We start from the raw sequence: 17133 nt of genomic DNA, 5'->3' as shown, positions 1-17133 counted from the left end.
GCGCTAGCTGGCGGGCAGGGTGCGTGGCTTGAAGCTGGCGCGCTGGGATTCGAAAGCCTCGATGGCCTCTTCGTTGCGCAGGGTCAGGCCGATGTCATCCAGGCCTTCCATAAGGCGCCAGCGGGTGTAATCGTCCACGTCGAAGCCGAAGGTGTGGGTGCCGAGGGTGACGGTGCGGTCTTCCAAGTTCACGGCGATTTCCGCCCCTGGCTGCTGTTCCAGCAGCTTCCAAATCAGTTCAATGTCTGACTGCTCCATCTGCGCGGCCAACAGACCCGCCTTGCCCGAGTTACCGCGGAAGATATCGGCGAAGCGGGAGGAAAGAACCACGCGGAAACCGTAATCCATCAGCGCCCAGACGGCGTGCTCGCGGGAGGAGCCAGTGCCGAAGTCGGGGCCTGCCACCAGGATGGAGGCGTTCTTGTAGGGCTCCTGGTTCAGAATAAACTCTGGATCCTTGCGCCAGCCGGCGAACAGGCCGTCCTCGAAGCCGGTGCGGGTCACGCGCTTCAGGTAGACGGCGGGGATGATCTGGTCGGTGTCGACGTTCGAGCGGTTCAGGGGGGCCGCCACGCCAGTGTGAGTGTTGAACTTTTCCATGGTGCTCTTCTCTGCTTTCTGCTCCCCCACCTGCTGTCTAGGTCGCTGGCGGGGAGGCTCGAAAAAATTTTTGGGCAGGTCTTGTGCGGGTATCTAGCGGTCGTTTTACAGATCCGCTGGGCCTGCGAGGTGGCCCGTCACAGCGGTGGCGGCGGCGACTGGCGGGGAGACCAGGTGTGTGCGCCCGCCCTTACCCTGGCGGCCTTCGAAGTTTCGGTTGGACGTGGAGGCCGAGCGCTCGCCGGGGGCAAGTTGGTCGGGGTTCATTCCAAGGCACATGGAACAACCTGCGGTGCGCCACTCCGCCCCGGCGTCGATAAAGATCTGGTCGAGGCCTTCATCCTCTCCTTGCATCTTCACCCGCGTGGAGGAAGGCACAACGATCATGCGCGTGCCGTCGGCAACTGTGCGGCCTTTGATGACTTCCGCGGCGGCGCGCAGGTCTTCGATGCGGGAGTTGGTGCAGGAGCCGAGGAAGACCGTGTCGATCTTGATGTCGCGCAGCGGGGTGCCTGGCTTGAGGTCCATGTACTCCATGGCGCGCTCGGCGGCGAGGCGGTCGTTGTCGTTGGTGAAGTCCTCCAGCTGTGGGATTGCCTCCGCCAGCGGCAGGCCCTGGCCGGGGTTGGTGCCCCAGGTGACGAAGGGGGTCAGCGCGGAGCCGTCGATGTGGACGACTGTGTCGAATTCTGCGTCGTCGTCAGTGCGCAGGGACTTCCAGTACTCCACGGCTGCGTCCCAGTCCGCGCCCTGTGGTGCGTGTGGGCGGTCTTCGAGGTAGTCGAAAGTCACCTGGTCGGGGGCGATCATGCCCGCGCGGGCGCCGGCCTCGATGGACATGTTGCACATGGTCATGCGGGCTTCCATGGACAGCTTTTCGATAGCCTCGCCGCGGTATTCGATGATGTGCCCCTGGCCGCCACCGGTGCCGATCTTGGCAATGATGGCCAGAATCAGGTCCTTGGAGGTCACGCCTGGCTGCAGTTCGCCGGAAACCTCGATGGCCAAGGTCTTGAAGGGCTTCAGTGGCAGGGTTTGGGTGGCCAGCACGTGCTCGACCTCGCTGGTGCCGATGCCCATGGCGATGGAGCCGAAGGCGCCGTGGGTGGAGGTGTGCGAGTCGCCGCAGACCACCGTCATGCCGGGCTGGGTCAGGCCCAGCTGTGGGCCAACGGTGTGGACGATGCCCTGTTCAATGTCGCCCATGGAGTGCAGACGGATGCCAAACTCTTCGGCATTGTCGCGCAGGGTGGAGACCTGCAGGCGGCTGGTGGGTTCCTGAATCTCGGTCAGTTGACCCGTCTTCACGCCAACGGTGGGAACGTTGTGGTCCTCCGTGGCGATGGTCAGATCTGGTCGGCGGACTTTGCGCCCGGCCTGTCGCAGGCCGTCGAATGCCTGAGGGGAGGTAACCTCGTGTACCAGGTGCAGGTCGATGTACAGCAGGTCGGGGCCGCCATTTTCTCCGGCTTCGACGACGTGGTCGCGCCAGACTTTTTCCGCGAGGGTTAAGGGTTGGTTCGTCACGGTCTCTCCTCTGTGTCCGCTATACAGTTCCACTGGATGGAATGTATAGTATCAAATCATGGGACACAATACGGAAATTCCCGCAACTAGCGGTATTCAAGTTTTGGACCGAGCGATCTTCATCCTATCGGTCATCGCAGCAGAACCTCGCAATCTTTCCGACCTGTGCGCCATCACCGGCCTGCCGCGCGCCACGGCGCATCGCATCGCCGTCGCGTTAGAGAAACACAGATTGATCGAGCGCGGGGTGGACGGTGCGTGGGTCACTGGTCCAGCCTTGGCCGAGATGGCGCCGTCTACCTCTTCCCGTCTGGAGGCCGCCGCAGAGTTCATCCTCCCCGACCTCATGGCAAAGACTGGCGAGTCCGTGCAGCTATATCGCCTTTCCGGAATGGAACGCGTGTGCATCGCCAACGCCGAACCCGCCACAGGTCTGCGGGACACGGTTCCGGTGGGCCACCGGATGACGTTGAACGCGGGCTCTGCAGCCAAGCTGTTGGTTGCCTATGCGCCGGAGGCATTCCAGAATCAGGTGCTCCCCCATGCCGCCTACTCCCGCAAGGATCTAGAGCAGATCGCTGCCGATGGCATTGCGGAATCCTCCGCCGAGCGCGACCCCTCCCTCGCTTCGGCCTCTGTGCCGGTCTTCGGGGCGGACGCGCAAAACCGAACGGTGATTGCCTGCCTTTCCATCTCTGGCCCCGTGGCCCGCATGGGCGAACACCCGGCTGAGAAATTCGGCGCGGATCTCAAGGAAGCCGCCCGACTGCTGGAGGACCTACTGCGAAAGTAGCCATTGGCTGCCAGCAAAAAATTTTTGTACAACACGCTCGCCCGCACATTGAAGGAGAAACTGACGCCATGACCAGAGACGATTCCGCAAGAACAAACCCGGCCACAAACGACAAGCGCTACGACGCAGGCATTCAAGTCCGCCGGGAGGTCATGGGTGATGCCTTCGTCGATGTCGCCCTGGAACGTAACGCGGGCTCTGATGGCGAGGCACTGCAGAAGCATGTCACCGAAACCGTCTGGGGTTCTGTGTGGACGCGCGACGGCCTGGCCCGCCGCGACCGCAGCCTGTTGAACATCGGCATGCTGGTGGCATTGCGCGCGACTGAGGAGTTGCGCGGGCACGTCCGCGGTGCGTTGGAAAATGGTCTGACTCGCACGGAGATCACGGAGGCGATCATCCATGCCTCGGGCTACTGCGGAGCCCCGGCGGCACTGTCGGCCATGAAGGTTGCCCAGGAGGTGCTGGTGGCGGAGCTCGGCCCGCTGGAGGGAGACGACAACTAGCCGTGCGCTAGGTACGCGGCAGCTCCCGCCACTCCACCGTCAGCTCGGAATCCAGCTCGTCGGCACGGGAGGCCAGGAAGTTGTAGAGGTTCTCCGTGCCGTCCTCGATGCCATCGGCGACATCCTCGCCCGCGGAGGTGATGTCCACCATCGCCGATTCATCCGTCGCGCCAGCGTTGGCGAGCTCGGCACCCCAGCCGCCCTCACCACGCCGGCCGTCTTCATCCGCCGATAGGGTACGGAGCCAGGCTTCGGCTGACGTGTGGGCGTCCACACCAAAAAGAACGGCGCGAACCGTGGCGGGCGTGCCGTCGTTGCCGGGCGGGGTGCCCCAGAGCCAGTCCAGGTTTACGCGATATGGGGAGAGAATGGGAGCCTCCTGACGTAGGGTGAATCTATGAGCGATTATAAGGACAAGCGCTGCACTGACCAGGAGCGTTCTGCCACTGTGGGGGCGCTGTCCGAAGCGATGGCCAATGGGCAGCTGAGCATCTCGGAGTTCGACGAGCGCTCGGGCAAGGCGCATGCTGCGATCCAGCGTAGCGAGTTGGTGGATCTTCTGGATGATTTGGTGGACGAGCCTGCAGCGGTGCTCTTTGGGGCGGGTGCGGTTGAGCGCCGCGCGACCGGTGACGTCGCCGAAACTGGCGAGAGTTCGGACGCCCAACGCCACCGTGAGCTTGTGCTTGCGCAGGCGCAGAACATCGTGACTGGCGAGGGGTCCGAGACGGGCTTCAGCCTTACTATTTTCGGTGGAACAGAAAAGTCTGCAGGGGTGTTGCCGAAGAACCACTGGAACTTCACTGTGTTCGGCGGGACTGATTTTGACCTCCGCCACTGCAGATTTAGCGATCCCGTGACCACGCTGTGGCTGAACTCCACCTTTGGTGGTGTGGACGTTGTGGTGCCGGAGGGCGTGCGCGTGGATATGGGCAACCTGGGCATTTTCGGCGGTTCAGAGCTGATCGTGGAAAGCGGCGCGATCCACCCCGGCAGTCTGCCTGCGAACGCTCCCCTGCTAAAGATCCGTGGACTTTCGGTCTTCGGCGGTGTGACCGTGAAGGTTGTGCGGGGTTAGGAGCAAAATATGCGAAAGCAGCCCGGAACAAGAGCAACCTACCAAGAAATCCGTTTCAGCGAGGCAGGCGTTCAGCAGCTAAAGGCCTATCGTGAAGAAAATGACCATTTAGCAGCTTATCGAGATCAAAAGATCAAAACCGACGATGACCTTCTTTACAATTTTCCGGTCGTATATGTCATCAAGAATGAAGAAAAGACACATGCGAAACCTTATACCGCATATGTAGGTGAAACCACAGATATTATCCAACGCACCACGTCGCATCTTAAAAATACACGCAAGGATGATGCTGACTGGACAAAGCTCAAGGATTCTAAAAATAGTAGCCTCATCATTCTCGGGCATGAACTTTTCAATAAATCATTGACACTCGACGTGGAGAATCGTCTAATGCTGATGCTCTCGAGCGTCGAATCTGTAAAAAAGCTCGAGAACCGGCGAAGTAATGACCAGCTGGACTATTACACTAAAGAGCGCTTTGACGAGGTATTCCATGAAATTTGGGGACAGCTACAGACTGTTGATCAAAATTTGTTTCCGGAACTGGAGAAGATTTACGACTCCGCTCTTTACAAGGCCTCTCCTTTCCACAGCTTGACCGAAGAACAGATCAAGGCCAAGCGTGAAATCATGGAGGTTCTCTACGACAAGATTCACACAGGCTCTCGTGGCAATCTTGTCATGGTCGAAGGTGAGGCAGGAGCCGGAAAAACCGTGCTGCTTAGTAGTCTTTTCTACGACATTATGCAAAACCCGGTCATCACCAAATCTGGTGAGGAACGCCAACTAAATTGCTATCTGATTGTTAACCACGACGAACAGGTGAATGTCTACACTCAAATTGCTGAAAAGCTAGGACTCCACTCGAAAGCCAACGAAACCGTTTTAAAACCGACGAGGTTTATCGAGCAACACTCTCCTGACGAAAAGATTGACCTGGCACTGATCGACGAAGCACACCTGTTGTGGACTCAAGGTAAGCAAAGCTACCGAGGCGATCACCAACTACTAGATATCATCGAACGCGCAAAGGTAACCATCGCAGTCTATGATGCACGTCAGGTTCTGCAGGCTAATCAATGGTGGGAGAAAGAACCTCACGAACTTGTCCCGGAAGATAGGTACTCAAAGATTCTTCTGAAGAATCAAATGCGTATGTCTGCCTCCCAGGAAACTCTCAACTGGTTCAAATCCTTTTTCGAGAACCGTACGATTTCTAACCTCTCGCTAGACACCAATTATCGAGATCGTGAGGGTTACCATGTTCGCTTTTTCACAGATGTGAAGGATATGCGAGATGCAATCGTCAGAAAAGCATCCAAGACCGATCGCGGCTTAAGCAGAATGGTCGCAACTTACGACTGGCCATACCATTCTAAAAAGAAGCCCGATGGTACTGGTTTATGGAGCGTAACCATAGGTGACTTCTCTATGCCTTGGAATAGAGAAATCACGGTTGATGCCAAGGTGAAGAAAAAGAATCTTTCTTGGGCAGAACAGCCTCAAACGATTAACGAAGTTGGCTCGGTATACACCATTCAGGGCTTCGACCTGAATTACGTAGGAGTGATCATTGGCCCCTCGGTGAAGCTACGAGATGGACAGATTGTAATTTCTCCAGATGAGAGTTACTTCCGAGCAGCAACGAATAGGCGAACGTTGAGCGATGGCTCCGGCAAAGGAATTTTCTCAGATACACTCCTATGGAATCAGTTATATGTGCTGATGACTCGAGGTGTTCATGGCCTCTTTGTCTACGCCTGCGACGACGAGCTTCGCGAAGCCCTGTTGAAGGCTCAGAGACTCACCCCAGGCGCGTACCCTGGGTGCCATGAGTGAATTTTTCCCAGTCGAAACGTTTAGCAAGCGCCTCGCCACCGTCCGCGATATCGCCGCGCAAGCCGGCCTGGACGGCGTCATCGCCACGCCCGGCCCCGACATGGAGTACCTGATCTCGTCGAAGATCAGCACCCACGAGCGGTTCACGGCTCTGGTTCTTACTAATGACGCCACCCGCATCATCGTCCCCGGCGTGGACGTCGCTGACTTGAAGAAGTCCGTCGCCGGCAAGCTCGGCATCGAGATCATCGGGTGGAACGACGGCGAAGACCCCTACGGCCATATCTCCGAAGGTTCCTACGCTGTCAGCGCTGCCATGACCGCCGATCATCTGCTGGAACTGCAGTCCCGCGGCATCTCCACTGTCAACGCCACCCAGGTGCTCGCCCAGGCATTCATCCGCAAGGATGCCGAAGAACTTTCCGAGCTACGCCGCGCCAGTGCTGCCATCGACGAAGTCCACCGCCAGGTCCCGAACCTGCTACGCGCAGGCGTGACTGAGAACGACGTTGCGAAGCAGCTGGAACGCCTCATCCTCGAAGAGCACGAGGTGGTGGACTTCATCATCGTCGGCTCCGGCCCCCACGGCGCTGATCCGCACCACGACCATTCCGATCGCGTCATCGAAGATGGCGACGTGGTGGTTGTCGACATCGGCGGCACCCTGGCCAGCGGCTACCACTCCGACTGCACCCGTACCTATGTAGTCGGCGAGCCCACGGACGAGCAGCAGGAGATTTATGACGTCCTGCAGCGCGCCCAGGAAGCCGGGCTGGAGTTCGCCAAGCCGGGTGTCACCGCCGGCGAGGTGGACAAGGTCGTCCGCGACATTATCGACGAGGCCGGCTACGGCGAGTACTACATCCACCGCACCGGCCACGGAATCGGCCTATCCTGCCACGAAGAGCCGTACATCATCGCCGGCAACGACTTCGTAATCGAGGAGGGCATGGCCTTCTCCATCGAACCGGGCATCTACATCCCCGGTAAGTGGGGCGCACGCATCGAAGACATTGTGATTGTGGCGTCCAAAAACGTAGAGCCCATCAACAAAACACCCCACGAGCTAGTGCGCGTGGGGTGAGAGGGGGAAAACCTAGTTGGAAGTTAGTGGACGTCCACGAACTTCTTAACGATCCACTTCCGCGCCAGGAAGATGAGCGCGCCGAGGGCAATCATGACCGCGAACATCGCGAGGAAGTAGGTGCGCTCCGCGGAGGCGTCGTCCGGGTTGTAGAAGCCCGCCAGGCTGCCCGAAAGAGCAGTACCCAGGCTGATAGATAGCTGCCACAGGCCGAACATACGGGTGGGGAACGCCTTCGGCGCCAAACGGGTGGCCATGGAGTTACCCACCGGGCTCAGCATCAGCTCGCCCATGGTGAACAGGAACAGAATCAGCACCATCACCCACATCGGCGTGGAGTTCGCGCCACCACCGGCAAACGGGATGAACAGCAGCAGCGCCACGCCAATCAGGCCAAGGGCCATGGAGAACTTCACTGCGTAGGAAGGCTGCTTGTCCCCCAGCTTCGTCCACAAAGCGCCGAACACAGCGGCGAACAAAATAATGAACAGCGGGTTGATGGACTGCACCATGCCCGGAGGAACCTCGATGCCGAACAGGTTGCGGTTCAGGCGCTCGTCGGAGTACAGCGCAATCACGGTGAACTGCTGCTGGAACAGCGACCAGAACGCGACGGATGCCACGAACATAGGGACAAAACCAACGAGGCGGGAACGTTCAATATCCGTGGTCAGAGGGGAACGGTACATCTGAATCCACAGGACAATGGCGATAACCGCGGCGAGCAGAGCCGCAATGTTGGACAGCTGCGCTACCTTCAGCACGCCCGTGACGAACAGCAGAACGAAAGCAGCCACCGCTACAACAGCACCGAGGAAGACCGGGAGGTACTTCTTGTGCGGCAGCGGGTTCACTACATCGTGGCCCGCATCGCGGATGGTCTGCTTTCGCAGAGCGGTGTACTGGATCAAGCCGATGGCCATCATCACGGCGGCGACACCGAAGCCCCAGTGGAAGCCCTTCCAGCCCCACAGCGCGTTGGTGATCAGCGGGCCGAGCAGGCCACCGATGTTCACGCCCATGTAGTAGATAGAGAAACCGCCGTCGCGACGGGGATCATCGTGCGAGTACAGAGAACCGAGGACCACCTGGGAGGTCGTCTTGAGAGCACCGGAGCCAACGGCGATGAACACCAGGCCGAGGGTGACGCCGACATAGCCCGGCAATAGCGCCAAGCTGATGTGGCCCAACATCACTAGCACTGCGGAGTAGAACAGCGTGCGTTCCGCGGAGAGGATACGGTCGGCCACCCAGGCGCCCGCCACGCCGGTCAGGTACACCAAGCCACCGTAGGCACCGACGATAGAGAGGGCGGTGGACTTTTCCATCCCCAGGCCACCGTCAGCAACGGTGTAGTACAGGTAGTACGCCAGCAGCGCCTGGAGGCCGTAGAAGCTGAAGCGCTCCCACATCTCCACGCCCGAGAGGTTTGCTAGACCGAAGGGGTGGCCGAAGAACGTCCGTTCGTTCTGGTGCGCGCTAGAAGAATGCGCGGTTGCTGTGGAGGCTCCGTCTGGTGCGGGAGAATCCTCCGGGTTTGCTTGAGAAGTCATTCGTTAATTCCATCACACCGATTGCGGATTAACGAAGCCATCGGCAAAAAATTTGGGGAAGATTGCTGCGCGAAAACGGTTTTACCGCCCACCGTCCCACAAAAGGAAAAAGCACGACCCGTAAGCCGTGCTAAAATGTTGTACCCCGTACGGGATTTGAACCCGTGTTACCGGCGTGAGAGGCCGGCGTCCTAGGCCGCTAGACGAACGGGGCGCGTGTGCCACAAAACTGGCACGCGTGCTTCTTCAAGCAGCAGGGAGAACTCTACACAACGCAGTGCCAATCCACCTAATCCCTGCTCGTACCTGCTAGTTTGTTCGTTGATGCACTCTTCAACCACGCCTTCGAACTCCCCTGCCCACGCGCTCGGCGATGCCCCACGCGCGATTGCGCAGGGCGCAGAGGATACTGGGGGCGCGGGTGGCGTCATTAAGAAGGTGCGGGAAAAGAAACACACCCCGCGACGCATCGTCAGCGCCGAAGGCGGCGAGGGCATCGTGGCGCTGAGCCGTGCGGAGTACCGCGAAAAGGTCACCAGCAAGAACCGGTTTGTCGGCCCGAAGGCATGGCCGCTTATCGCCAAGCGCCTGTACTTCGAGTTTTTCTTCCGCGCCATGATGGATCGGGGTGCGGTCTTGAGCTTCTTTACGTTGCTGACGGCGATCCCGACTCTCACCGCGTTCTACTCCATCACCACCCTGGTGCTGGATCAGAACCGCAAACAGGTTACTGACCTCACCGACCAATTCATCGACGAGAACGTCCCCGAAACTTTCGCCGACAACGCGCGCACAATCGTGGACGTCATTATCGGTTCCACCCAACAATCAGTTGTCACACTGACGGTGAGTGTGATTATCGCCCTGTTCTCCTCCTCGGCCTATGTCCGCGCATTTTCGCGCAGTGCCAACGGCCTCTACGGACGGCGAGAGGGCCGCAATATCGTGCGCACATGGCTGGCCATGTGGGGCCTGACGTTTCTTCTGGTTCTGGGACTCGTACTTGTTGCGGTGGCTTTCTTCTTCCGCGGTGACCTATTGACGCCACTTTTCGACCGCTTTGCCGAACCCCTGCACCTGAAGTGGCTGGAGCGTTTTATTGTCCAGGACTTCCTTCCGATCTGGGGCTACCTTCGGTGGCCGGTGATCGCCATACTGTCGACCTTCCTCATCGCCGCGCTCTACCACGTGGCGCCGAACGTGAGCTATGGGCGCTTCCGCTGGCTCACAGTCGGCTCGGTGTTCGCCTTTGTTGGAATCATCCTGGTGGCGCTGGTCGTAAAGCTGTACCTGAATGGCTTTCTGCACTTCGGCATGTATGGCGCTTTGGGCGGCCTCATCGCAGGGTTCCTAGGGTTGATCGTGGCCAATACCCTGCTGCTGATGGGGTTGAAGCTGGATGCGGAGATCACGCGCGCCCGTGAGCTGCAAGCTGGGCTAGATTCCAGCGAGATTATCCAGGCTCCCCCGACATCGGACGAATCGGTGGATGGGTTCAACCGGCTGCAGGACTCGCTTCGGCAAGATGCGCGGAGGTTCCTGGAGCACTAGCCCCCTGCCCTATTCCCGACCAGCGAGTTCCCCTCCGGCACCATAGAATCAGTACCTATGAGCCACGAACTAAACTCCACTGCCATTGGCGGCCACGTCCGCGCTGCCGCAGGTACACCGCCCCAGCAAGCATCCACCCGCAAGTTCTGGACGGGACTCTCCCGCAGCATCCAGGAGCGCATCGCCGACGATTGGGAGCGCACCCGCTCTGCCTATGCTGCAACCCGCCAGCAGCACTATTTCTCCGCCGAGTTCCTGATGGGTCGCGCGCTGTTAAATAACCTCACCAACCTCGGTCTCGTCGAGGAGGCACAGGCCGCTACCCGTGAGCTGGGCCACGAACTGGCTGACGTGCTGGAGGTAGAAAACGACGCAGCCCTAGGAAACGGTGGCTTGGGTCGCCTGGCGGCCTGTTTCCTGGATTCCGCCGTCACTCAGGACTACCCCGTCACCGGCTACGGCATCCTCTACCGCTACGGACTATTCCGTCAGTCCTTCGACAATGGCTTCCAGGTGGAGCGCCCGGATCCATGGCGCGAGGAGGAGTATCCCTTCACCATCCGCCGTGCCTCCGACCAGTTGGTCGTGCACTTCGATGATATGAAGGTCCGCGCGATTCCCTATGACATGCCCATCACCGGCTACGGGACTCGCAACGTCGGCACCCTGCGCTTGTGGAAGTCTGAACCGTGGGAAGAGTTCGATTACGACGCTTTCAATTCCCAGCGTTTTACCGACGCCATCATCGAGCGCGAACGCGTCAGCGATATCTGCCGCGTGCTGTACCCGAACGACACCACCTACGAGGGCAAGAAGCTGCGCGTGCGCCAGCAGTACTTCTTCACCTCTGCCTCCCTGCAGGCGATGATTCGCAGCCACCTGGCTCAGCACGGTGACCTGAAGAACTTCGCAGATTTCCACTCCGTGCAGCTCAACGACACTCACCCGGTGCTGGCCATTCCGGAGCTCATGCGTCTGCTGATGGACGAGCACGGCATGGGCTGGGAGGAATCCTGGGAGATCGTTTCCAACACCTTCGCCTACACCAACCACACCGTCCTCACCGAGGCTCTGGAGCAGTGGGATCAGCAGATCTTCCAACAGCTGTTCTGGCGTGTGTGGGAGATCATCGCCGAGATCGACCGTCGCTTCCGCATCGAGCGCTCGGCGGAGGGAATGGATAGCGTCACCATCCAAAGAATGGCCCCCATCCAACACGGTGTGGTGCACATGGCGTGGATCGCCTGCTACGCCGCGTACTCCATCAACGGCGTGGCCGCACTCCACACGGAGATCATCAAGCGCGAAACCCTCGGCGATTGGTTTGCGCTGTGGCCTGAGAAGTTCAACAACAAGACCAATGGTGTAACACCGCGTCGCTGGCTGCGGATGATTAACCCGCGCCTGTCTGCGCTGCTTACTCGCCTTTCGGGTAGTGACGCCTGGGTCACCGACCTCGACAAGCTCAAGGAATTGCGCAGCTACTCCTCCGACCCGGCGGTCATGCAGGAGCTCCGCGAGATCAAGGCTGCCAACAAGCACGACTTCGCCGAGTGGATCGCCGAGCGCCAGGGCGTGGTCGTCGACCCGAACTCCATCTTCGATGTACAGATCAAGCGCCTGCACGAATACAAGCGCCAGCTCCTCAACGCGCTGTACGTGCTGGATCTGTACTTCCGTATCAAGGAGGATCACCAGCGCGACCTGCCGCCGCGCACGGTGATCTTCGGCGCGAAGGCCGCGCCGGGTTATACGCGGGCGAAGGCGATCATCAAGCTCATCAACGCGATCGCGGATCTAGTAAACAACGACCCGGTGGTCTCCCCGCTGCTCAAGATCGTGTTCGTCGAGAACTACAATGTCTCCCCCGCCGAGCACATCCTGCCGGCCTCCGATGTGTCGGAGCAGATTTCTACGGCGGGTAAGGAAGCCTCCGGCACCTCCAATATGAAGTTCATGATGAACGGTGCGCTGACGCTGGGCACCATGGACGGCGCGAACGTGGAGATCGTGGACTCGGTCGGTGAAGAAAACGCCTACATCTTCGGCGCCCGCGAAGAGGAGCTGCCGGAGCTGCGCGCCGAATACAAGCCCTATGAGCTCTACGAGTCCGTGCCGGGGCTGAAACGCACCCTCGATGCGCTGGATAACGGCACCCTGCACGATGACTACACGGGATGGTTCTACGATCTGAAGCAGTCGCTGATCCACGGCTTCGGCGAGGACGCATCCGATACCTATTACGTGCTGGGCGACTTCGCAGACTACCGCGATGTTCGCGACCGCATGGCCGCTGACTACGCTGCGAACCCACAGGGTTGGGCACAAAAGGCATGGGTGAATATCTGCGAATCGGGACGGTTCTCCTCTGACCGGACGATCCGTGACTACGCCACTGAGGTCTGGAAGCTGCAACCTACGCCAATCGCTGGCGAATAATCATCCGCCGGCACCGGCGCAGGTCGGGGCGTCAAAAGGCGGTGTTAAGGAGGGGCGTTAAGAAAGCGTAAAGAGTCATAAGCATGGGGTGACAACAGTGTTGTTATATTCCCATGCTTTTTGACTTTGTAATGGTTGCAGTAACCTGCGCGCTGTTCGGCGCAATGGGTGCCGCCTTGAAGGCGGTGGATAAGCTATGAGCTGGGAACTGATCGTCGGTGGGGTCCTGGGGATCCTTGCCATCATCTACCTTTTGGTTGCCCTGTTGAACCCGGAGAAGTTCTCATGAGTGGCAGCATCACAGGGTGGATCCCTGTCATCACGGTCATTATTGCCCTCGCAGCGTTCTATGTGCCGCTGGGCAACTACATGGCCACCACGTTCACTGCTAAGAAGCACAATGGCTTCGAGCGTGGCTTCTACCGACTCATCGGTGTAAACCCCGACGGCCAGCAGAAGTGGACTCGCTACTGTGCAAGCCTGCTGGCGTTTTCCGCTATCAGCGTCGTGTTCGTCTACCTGTTGCAGCGCGTGCAGCAGTGGCTTCCCCTGAACCACGGTAAGGAACCCGTGCACTGGGATCAGGCGTGGAACACCGCTGTTTCCTTCACGACTAACACCAACTGGCAGTCTTACTCCGGTGAGGAAGCCATGACCATCCTCACCCAGATGGCTGGCCTGGCTGTACAGAACTTCGTTTCCGCCGCGGTAGGCATTACCGTGGCCATCGCACTGATCCGTGGCCTGGCCAACCGCATGGGCAACGGCCAGATCGGCAACTTCTGGGTGGATCTGACCCGTGCTGTGTTCCGCATCCTGCTGCCGATGGCAATCATCGGTGCGATCCTGCTGATCTCTCAGGGTGCGATCCAGAACTTCCACGCCCCGACCACCGTCGAGACGATTACGGGTGGCCAGCAGACCATCCCGGGCGGTGCAGTGGCATCGCAGGAGGTCATTAAGGAGCTGGGCACCAACGGTGGCGGCTACTTCAACGCCAACTCCGCTCACCCGTTCGAGAACCCGAATGCATGGACCAACATGCTGGAGATCTTCCTCATCCTGGTGATCCCGGTTAGCCTGACCCGCACCTTCGGCAAGATGGTGAACGACACTCGTCAGGGCTGGGCCGTTCTCGCAGCCATGGCTGTGCTGTACTTCTCCTCCCTGGCAGTCGTGATGTCCAGCGAGACCTCCCTGGCCGCATTCCAGGGTGGCGGTATGGAAGGTAAGGAATACCGCCTGGGCGTGCTGCCTTCCTCCTTCTTCGCGGTCACCACCACGATGACGTCCACGGGCGCGGTGGACTCCTTCCACTCGAGTTACCACCCACTCGCGGGCGGCATGCTGATCCTGGACATGATGCTGGGCGAGATCTCCCCCGGCGGCGTGGGCACCGGCCTCTACGGCATGCTCATGATCGCCCTGCTCAGCGTGTTCGTCGCCGGCCTGATGGTTGGCCGTACCCCGGAGTATCTGGGCAAGCGCATCGGCGTTTCCGAGATCACCAAGGTGAGCCTGTACATCCTGGTTATGCCAACGTTGGTGCTGGCAGGCGTAGGTATTTCCGCCATGCTGCCAGACACCCGCGAGTCGATTTCTGCCGATGGACCGCACGGCTTTAGCGACATTGTGTACGCCTACACATCGGCCTCCAACAACAACGGTTCCGCATTCGCCGGCTTCGGTGCCGATACCCCGTGGTTCAACATCACCCTGGGTCTGTGCATGTTGCTGGGACGCTTCCTGCCGATCGTGATGGCTCTGGCCTTGGCAGGAGATTTCGCTAAGCAAAAGCCGGCTGCTGAAAACGCCGGTACCCTACCCACCCACCGCCCGCAGTTCGTGGGAGTGATGGTCGGCATCGCCATCATCGTTGGTGCCCTGACCTTCCTGCCCACCCTGGTTCTCGGCCCGTTGACGGAGGCCCTGTCATGACAACCCTCAATGCCCCTTCCCGCTCCACCGCGAAGCGTGCCTCGGCTCCAGCCAAGCACAACAAGAAGAACGAAGGTGCGTTCTCCGCAGCCCAGCTAAAGCAGGCTCTGCCGCTGGCGCTGAAGAAGATGGACCCGCGCCTGCTGTACAAGACTCCAGTGATGTTCCTGGTAGAAGTCGGCGCGCTTTTCACCCTCATTTTGGCGATCGCGCACCCCTCACTGTTTACCTGGTCAATCACAGTGTGGCTGTGGCTGACCGTGTTGTTCGCCACCCTCGCCGAAGCCGTTGCCGAAGGCCGCGGTAAGGCACAGGCGGACGCCCTTCGTTCCACTCGCACCCAATCCAATGCACTTAAGTTCGGCGGTTCCGACGTCAACGACCCCCATCTGGCTCGCGCACTCGAGGACTCCGGCGCAGGCATTAAAGACGTCAGCGAAGAGGTCTCCAGCGAGTCCCTCTTGCCGGGCGATATTGTTCTGGTGAACGCAGGTAACGTGATCCCTGCCGACGGCGACGTCATCATGGGCGCCGCCAGCGTCGACGAGTCCGCTGTTACCGGCGAATCCGCACCCGTTATCCGGGAATCCGGCGGTGACCGCTCCGCCGTGACCGGTGGTACCCGCGTGCTCTCCGATGCCATCGCTATCCGCGTCACCAGCAAGCCGGGCGAGTCCTTTATGGATCGCATGATCGGCCTCGTCGAAGGCGCAGAGCGCAAGAAGACTCCGAACGAATTGGCTCTGGGCACCCTGCTGATCGTGCTGACCATCATCTTCATGATCGTGGTTCTGGCGCTTGCTCCTATGGCTGCTTTCAACGGCGCAGAACAGTCCCCGGTGGTGCTGGTTGCCCTGCTTGTCTGCCTCATCCCCACCACCATCGGTGCGCTGCTATCCGCCATCGGCATCGCAGGTATGGACCGCCTGGTGCAGCACAATGTGCTGGCCATGTCCGGCCGAGCCGTCGAGGCAGCAGGTGACGTTGCCACCCTGCTGTTGGATAAGACCGGCACCATCACCATCGGTGACCGCCAGGCCAGCGAGTTCGTCGCCATGGAAGGCATCGACCAGAAAGAGCTCGTCTACGCCTGCCAGTTGTCCTCGCTGGCCGACGAAACTCCAGAAGGCCGCTCCATCGTGCAGCTCGCCGAGAAGCAATCTGGATTTGTCATTCCCGAAGAAACCTTCCGCGAGGCCGAGTTCATCCCCTTCACCGCTCAGACCCGCATGAGTGGCATTCAGCTACCCGCTGGCGCTGGGGAGCACACGGAATGGTCCGCCCGCAGCAATGCCACGAGCCGCAGGATCGTTAAGGGTGCTGCGTCCGAGGTTGCCAAGCTCGTCACCAACCTGGGCGGTGACGTCCCGCCTTCCATCACCGACGTCGTCAACGACATCTCCAACAGTGGTGGCACCGCGCTGGTTGTCGCCGAAATCGCCCTTGGTTCCCAGGGTGAAGACCTCACCGGCCGAGTTTTGGGCGTCATTCACCTGAAAGACGTAGTAAAGCCCGGCATGACCGAGCGCTTCGAGCAGCTACGCAAGATGGGCATTCGCACCGTCATGGTCACCGGCGATAATGCGCTGACCGCGAAGGCCATCGCTGCCGAGGCCGGTGTGGACGACGTGCTGGCGGAAGCCACCCCGGAGCAGAAACTAGAGCTGATCCGCAAGGAACAAGCTAAAGGTCGCCTAGTAGCTATGACCGGCGACGGCACTAACGACGCTCCTGCCCTGGCTCAAGCCGACGTGGGCGTGGCCATGAACACCGGCACCACCGCCGCCAAGGAGGCCGGCAACATGGTGGATCTGGATTCTGACCCGACGAAACTGATCGACGTGGTGGCCATCGGCAAGCAGCTGCTGATTACCCGTGGTGCGCTGACCACCTTCAGTATCGCCAACGATATTGCGAAATACTTCGCCATCATCCCGGCGATGTTTGTGGTTGCCTTCCCCGGCCTGTCCGCGCTGAACGTCATGCGTCTGCACTCCCCCGAGTCCGCGATCCTGTCCGCCGTGATCTTCAACGCGCTGGTGATTATCGCGCTGATCCCGCTGGCCTTGAAGGGCGTGAAGTATCGCGCGGGTTCCGCAGCCTCCCTGCTCTCGCGAAACCTGACCATCTTCGGCCTCGGTGGTGTGATCGTGCCGTTCATCGGCATCAAGATCATCGACCTGATTATCTGCGGAGTCTTCGGACTCTAACCCTGCGGGTCT

The 17133-nt window shown here is 59.8% G+C and carries 14 protein-coding genes and 1 tRNA gene; 10 read left to right on the top strand and 5 right to left on the bottom strand.

Annotation, left to right across the window (positions count from 1 at the left end; translation table 11 throughout):
- Positions 1-3: 3 nt before the first annotated feature.
- Together leuD and leuC are read right to left on the bottom strand one after the other, a co-directional pair.
- Positions 4-600 (bottom strand): 3-isopropylmalate dehydratase small subunit, encoded by a 597-nt coding sequence (leuD, locus tag AC05K6_RS01215; RefSeq protein ID WP_293789949.1) that lies wholly within the window; start codon positions 598-600, stop codon positions 4-6.
- A gap of 105 nt (positions 601-705) precedes the next feature.
- Entirely contained in the window at positions 706-2127 is a 1422-nt protein-coding gene (gene leuC, locus AC05K6_RS01210) for a 3-isopropylmalate dehydratase large subunit (RefSeq protein ID WP_476727538.1), read from the bottom strand.
- A 58-nt stretch (positions 2128-2185) separates the two neighbouring features.
- On the opposite strand from leuC, the gene AC05K6_RS01205 reads away from it, so the two are divergent.
- Together AC05K6_RS01205 and AC05K6_RS01200 are read left to right on the top strand one after the other, a co-directional pair.
- On the top strand, positions 2186-2920 hold the full coding sequence (locus tag AC05K6_RS01205; protein WP_476727537.1) for an IclR family transcriptional regulator: 735 nt from the start codon (positions 2186-2188) through the stop codon (positions 2918-2920).
- A gap of 68 nt (positions 2921-2988) precedes the next feature.
- Positions 2989-3426 carry a carboxymuconolactone decarboxylase family protein gene (locus AC05K6_RS01200; RefSeq protein ID WP_476727536.1) on the top strand — a complete coding sequence of 146 codons (438 nt, stop codon included), beginning with the start codon at positions 2989-2991 and terminating at the stop codon, positions 3424-3426.
- 7 nt (positions 3427-3433) lie between these two features.
- Here AC05K6_RS01200 and AC05K6_RS01195 read toward each other — a convergent pair whose 3' ends face one another.
- Positions 3434-3700, bottom strand: a complete 267-nt coding sequence (locus tag AC05K6_RS01195; RefSeq protein WP_476727535.1) for a hypothetical protein — start codon at positions 3698-3700, stop codon at positions 3434-3436.
- Between the two features lie 123 nt (positions 3701-3823).
- Between AC05K6_RS01195 and AC05K6_RS01190 the strand changes: the two genes are divergently transcribed.
- From AC05K6_RS01190 to AC05K6_RS01180, 3 genes are read left to right on the top strand one after another with little or no spacing between them, the layout of a single operon-like run.
- Positions 3824-4504, top strand: coding sequence for a DUF1707 SHOCT-like domain-containing protein (locus AC05K6_RS01190; protein ID WP_476727534.1), 681 nt, complete (start codon positions 3824-3826; stop codon positions 4502-4504).
- Positions 4505-4513: 9 nt separating this feature from the next.
- The gene (locus AC05K6_RS01185) at positions 4514-6346 is read left to right on the top strand and encodes a DUF2075 domain-containing protein (protein ID WP_476727533.1); all 1833 of its coding nucleotides are present in this window, start codon (positions 4514-4516) and stop codon (positions 6344-6346) included.
- Positions 6339-7430 carry a M24 family metallopeptidase gene (locus tag AC05K6_RS01180; protein ID WP_476727532.1) on the top strand — a complete coding sequence of 364 codons (1092 nt, stop codon included), beginning with the start codon at positions 6339-6341 and terminating at the stop codon, positions 7428-7430. Before AC05K6_RS01185 ends, AC05K6_RS01180 begins: the two co-directional genes overlap by 8 nt.
- A gap of 23 nt (positions 7431-7453) precedes the next feature.
- Here the strand turns inward: AC05K6_RS01180 and AC05K6_RS01175 are convergent, their stop codons facing one another.
- Complete coding sequence (locus AC05K6_RS01175; RefSeq protein WP_476727531.1) at positions 7454-8983, bottom strand: peptide MFS transporter; 1530 nt, start codon at positions 8981-8983, stop codon at positions 7454-7456.
- Positions 8984-9124: 141 nt separating this feature from the next.
- Positions 9125-9197: transfer RNA gene (locus AC05K6_RS01170), tRNA-Glu, on the bottom strand.
- 110 nt (positions 9198-9307) lie between these two features.
- Between AC05K6_RS01170 and AC05K6_RS01165 the strand changes: the two genes are divergently transcribed.
- From AC05K6_RS01165 to kdpB, 5 genes are all read left to right on the top strand, one after another.
- On the top strand, positions 9308-10534 hold the full coding sequence (locus AC05K6_RS01165) for a YihY/virulence factor BrkB family protein (protein WP_476727530.1): 1227 nt from the start codon (positions 9308-9310) through the stop codon (positions 10532-10534).
- Between the two features lie 57 nt (positions 10535-10591).
- Positions 10592-12973 (top strand): maltodextrin phosphorylase MalP, encoded by a 2382-nt coding sequence (gene malP / locus AC05K6_RS01160; protein WP_476727529.1) that lies wholly within the window; start codon positions 10592-10594, stop codon positions 12971-12973.
- A 196-nt stretch (positions 12974-13169) separates the two neighbouring features.
- A complete protein-coding gene (kdpF, locus tag AC05K6_RS01155) occupies positions 13170-13262 on the top strand; it encodes a K(+)-transporting ATPase subunit F (protein ID WP_034992682.1) in 93 nt (30 codons plus the stop codon).
- Positions 13259-14911: a potassium-transporting ATPase subunit KdpA gene (gene kdpA / locus AC05K6_RS01150; RefSeq protein ID WP_476727528.1), complete on the top strand. Its 1653-nt coding sequence runs from the start codon at positions 13259-13261 to the stop codon at positions 14909-14911. Before kdpF ends, kdpA begins: the two co-directional genes overlap by 4 nt.
- Positions 14908-17121, top strand: a complete 2214-nt coding sequence (gene kdpB / locus AC05K6_RS01145; RefSeq protein WP_476727527.1) for a potassium-transporting ATPase subunit KdpB — start codon at positions 14908-14910, stop codon at positions 17119-17121. Before kdpA ends, kdpB begins: the two co-directional genes overlap by 4 nt.
- Positions 17122-17133 lie beyond the last annotated feature (12 nt).

The sequence above is a fragment of the Corynebacterium sp. TUM25020 genome (genome assembly GCF_056388495.1).
Note: the sequence above shows the minus strand (reverse complement) of the source record. Positions and strands in the feature narration are given on the sequence as shown.

Excerpts from the sequence above, each read along its gene's own strand:
- AC05K6_RS01205 (WP_476727537.1), top strand. The coding sequence starts at position 2,186 with ATGGGACACAATACGGAAATTCCCGCAACTAGCGGTATTCAAGTTTTG.
- kdpA (WP_476727528.1), top strand. The coding sequence starts at position 13,259 with ATGAGTGGCAGCATCACAGGGTGGATCCCTGTCATCACGGTCATTATT.
- kdpF (WP_034992682.1), top strand. The coding sequence starts at position 13,170 with ATGAGCTGGGAACTGATCGTCGGTGGGGTCCTGGGGATCCTTGCCATC.
- kdpB (WP_476727527.1), top strand. The coding sequence starts at position 14,908 with ATGACAACCCTCAATGCCCCTTCCCGCTCCACCGCGAAGCGTGCCTCG.
- AC05K6_RS01200 (WP_476727536.1), top strand. The coding sequence starts at position 2,989 with ATGACCAGAGACGATTCCGCAAGAACAAACCCGGCCACAAACGACAAG.
- leuD (WP_293789949.1), bottom strand. The coding sequence starts at position 600 with ATGGAAAAGTTCAACACTCACACTGGCGTGGCGGCCCCCCTGAACCGC.
- AC05K6_RS01185 (WP_476727533.1), top strand. The coding sequence starts at position 4,514 with ATGCGAAAGCAGCCCGGAACAAGAGCAACCTACCAAGAAATCCGTTTC.
- AC05K6_RS01190 (WP_476727534.1), top strand. The coding sequence starts at position 3,824 with ATGAGCGATTATAAGGACAAGCGCTGCACTGACCAGGAGCGTTCTGCC.
- AC05K6_RS01175 (WP_476727531.1), bottom strand. The coding sequence starts at position 8,983 with ATGACTTCTCAAGCAAACCCGGAGGATTCTCCCGCACCAGACGGAGCC.
- AC05K6_RS01180 (WP_476727532.1), top strand. The coding sequence starts at position 6,339 with ATGAGTGAATTTTTCCCAGTCGAAACGTTTAGCAAGCGCCTCGCCACC.
- malP (WP_476727529.1), top strand. The coding sequence starts at position 10,592 with ATGAGCCACGAACTAAACTCCACTGCCATTGGCGGCCACGTCCGCGCT.
- AC05K6_RS01165 (WP_476727530.1), top strand. The coding sequence starts at position 9,308 with ATGCACTCTTCAACCACGCCTTCGAACTCCCCTGCCCACGCGCTCGGC.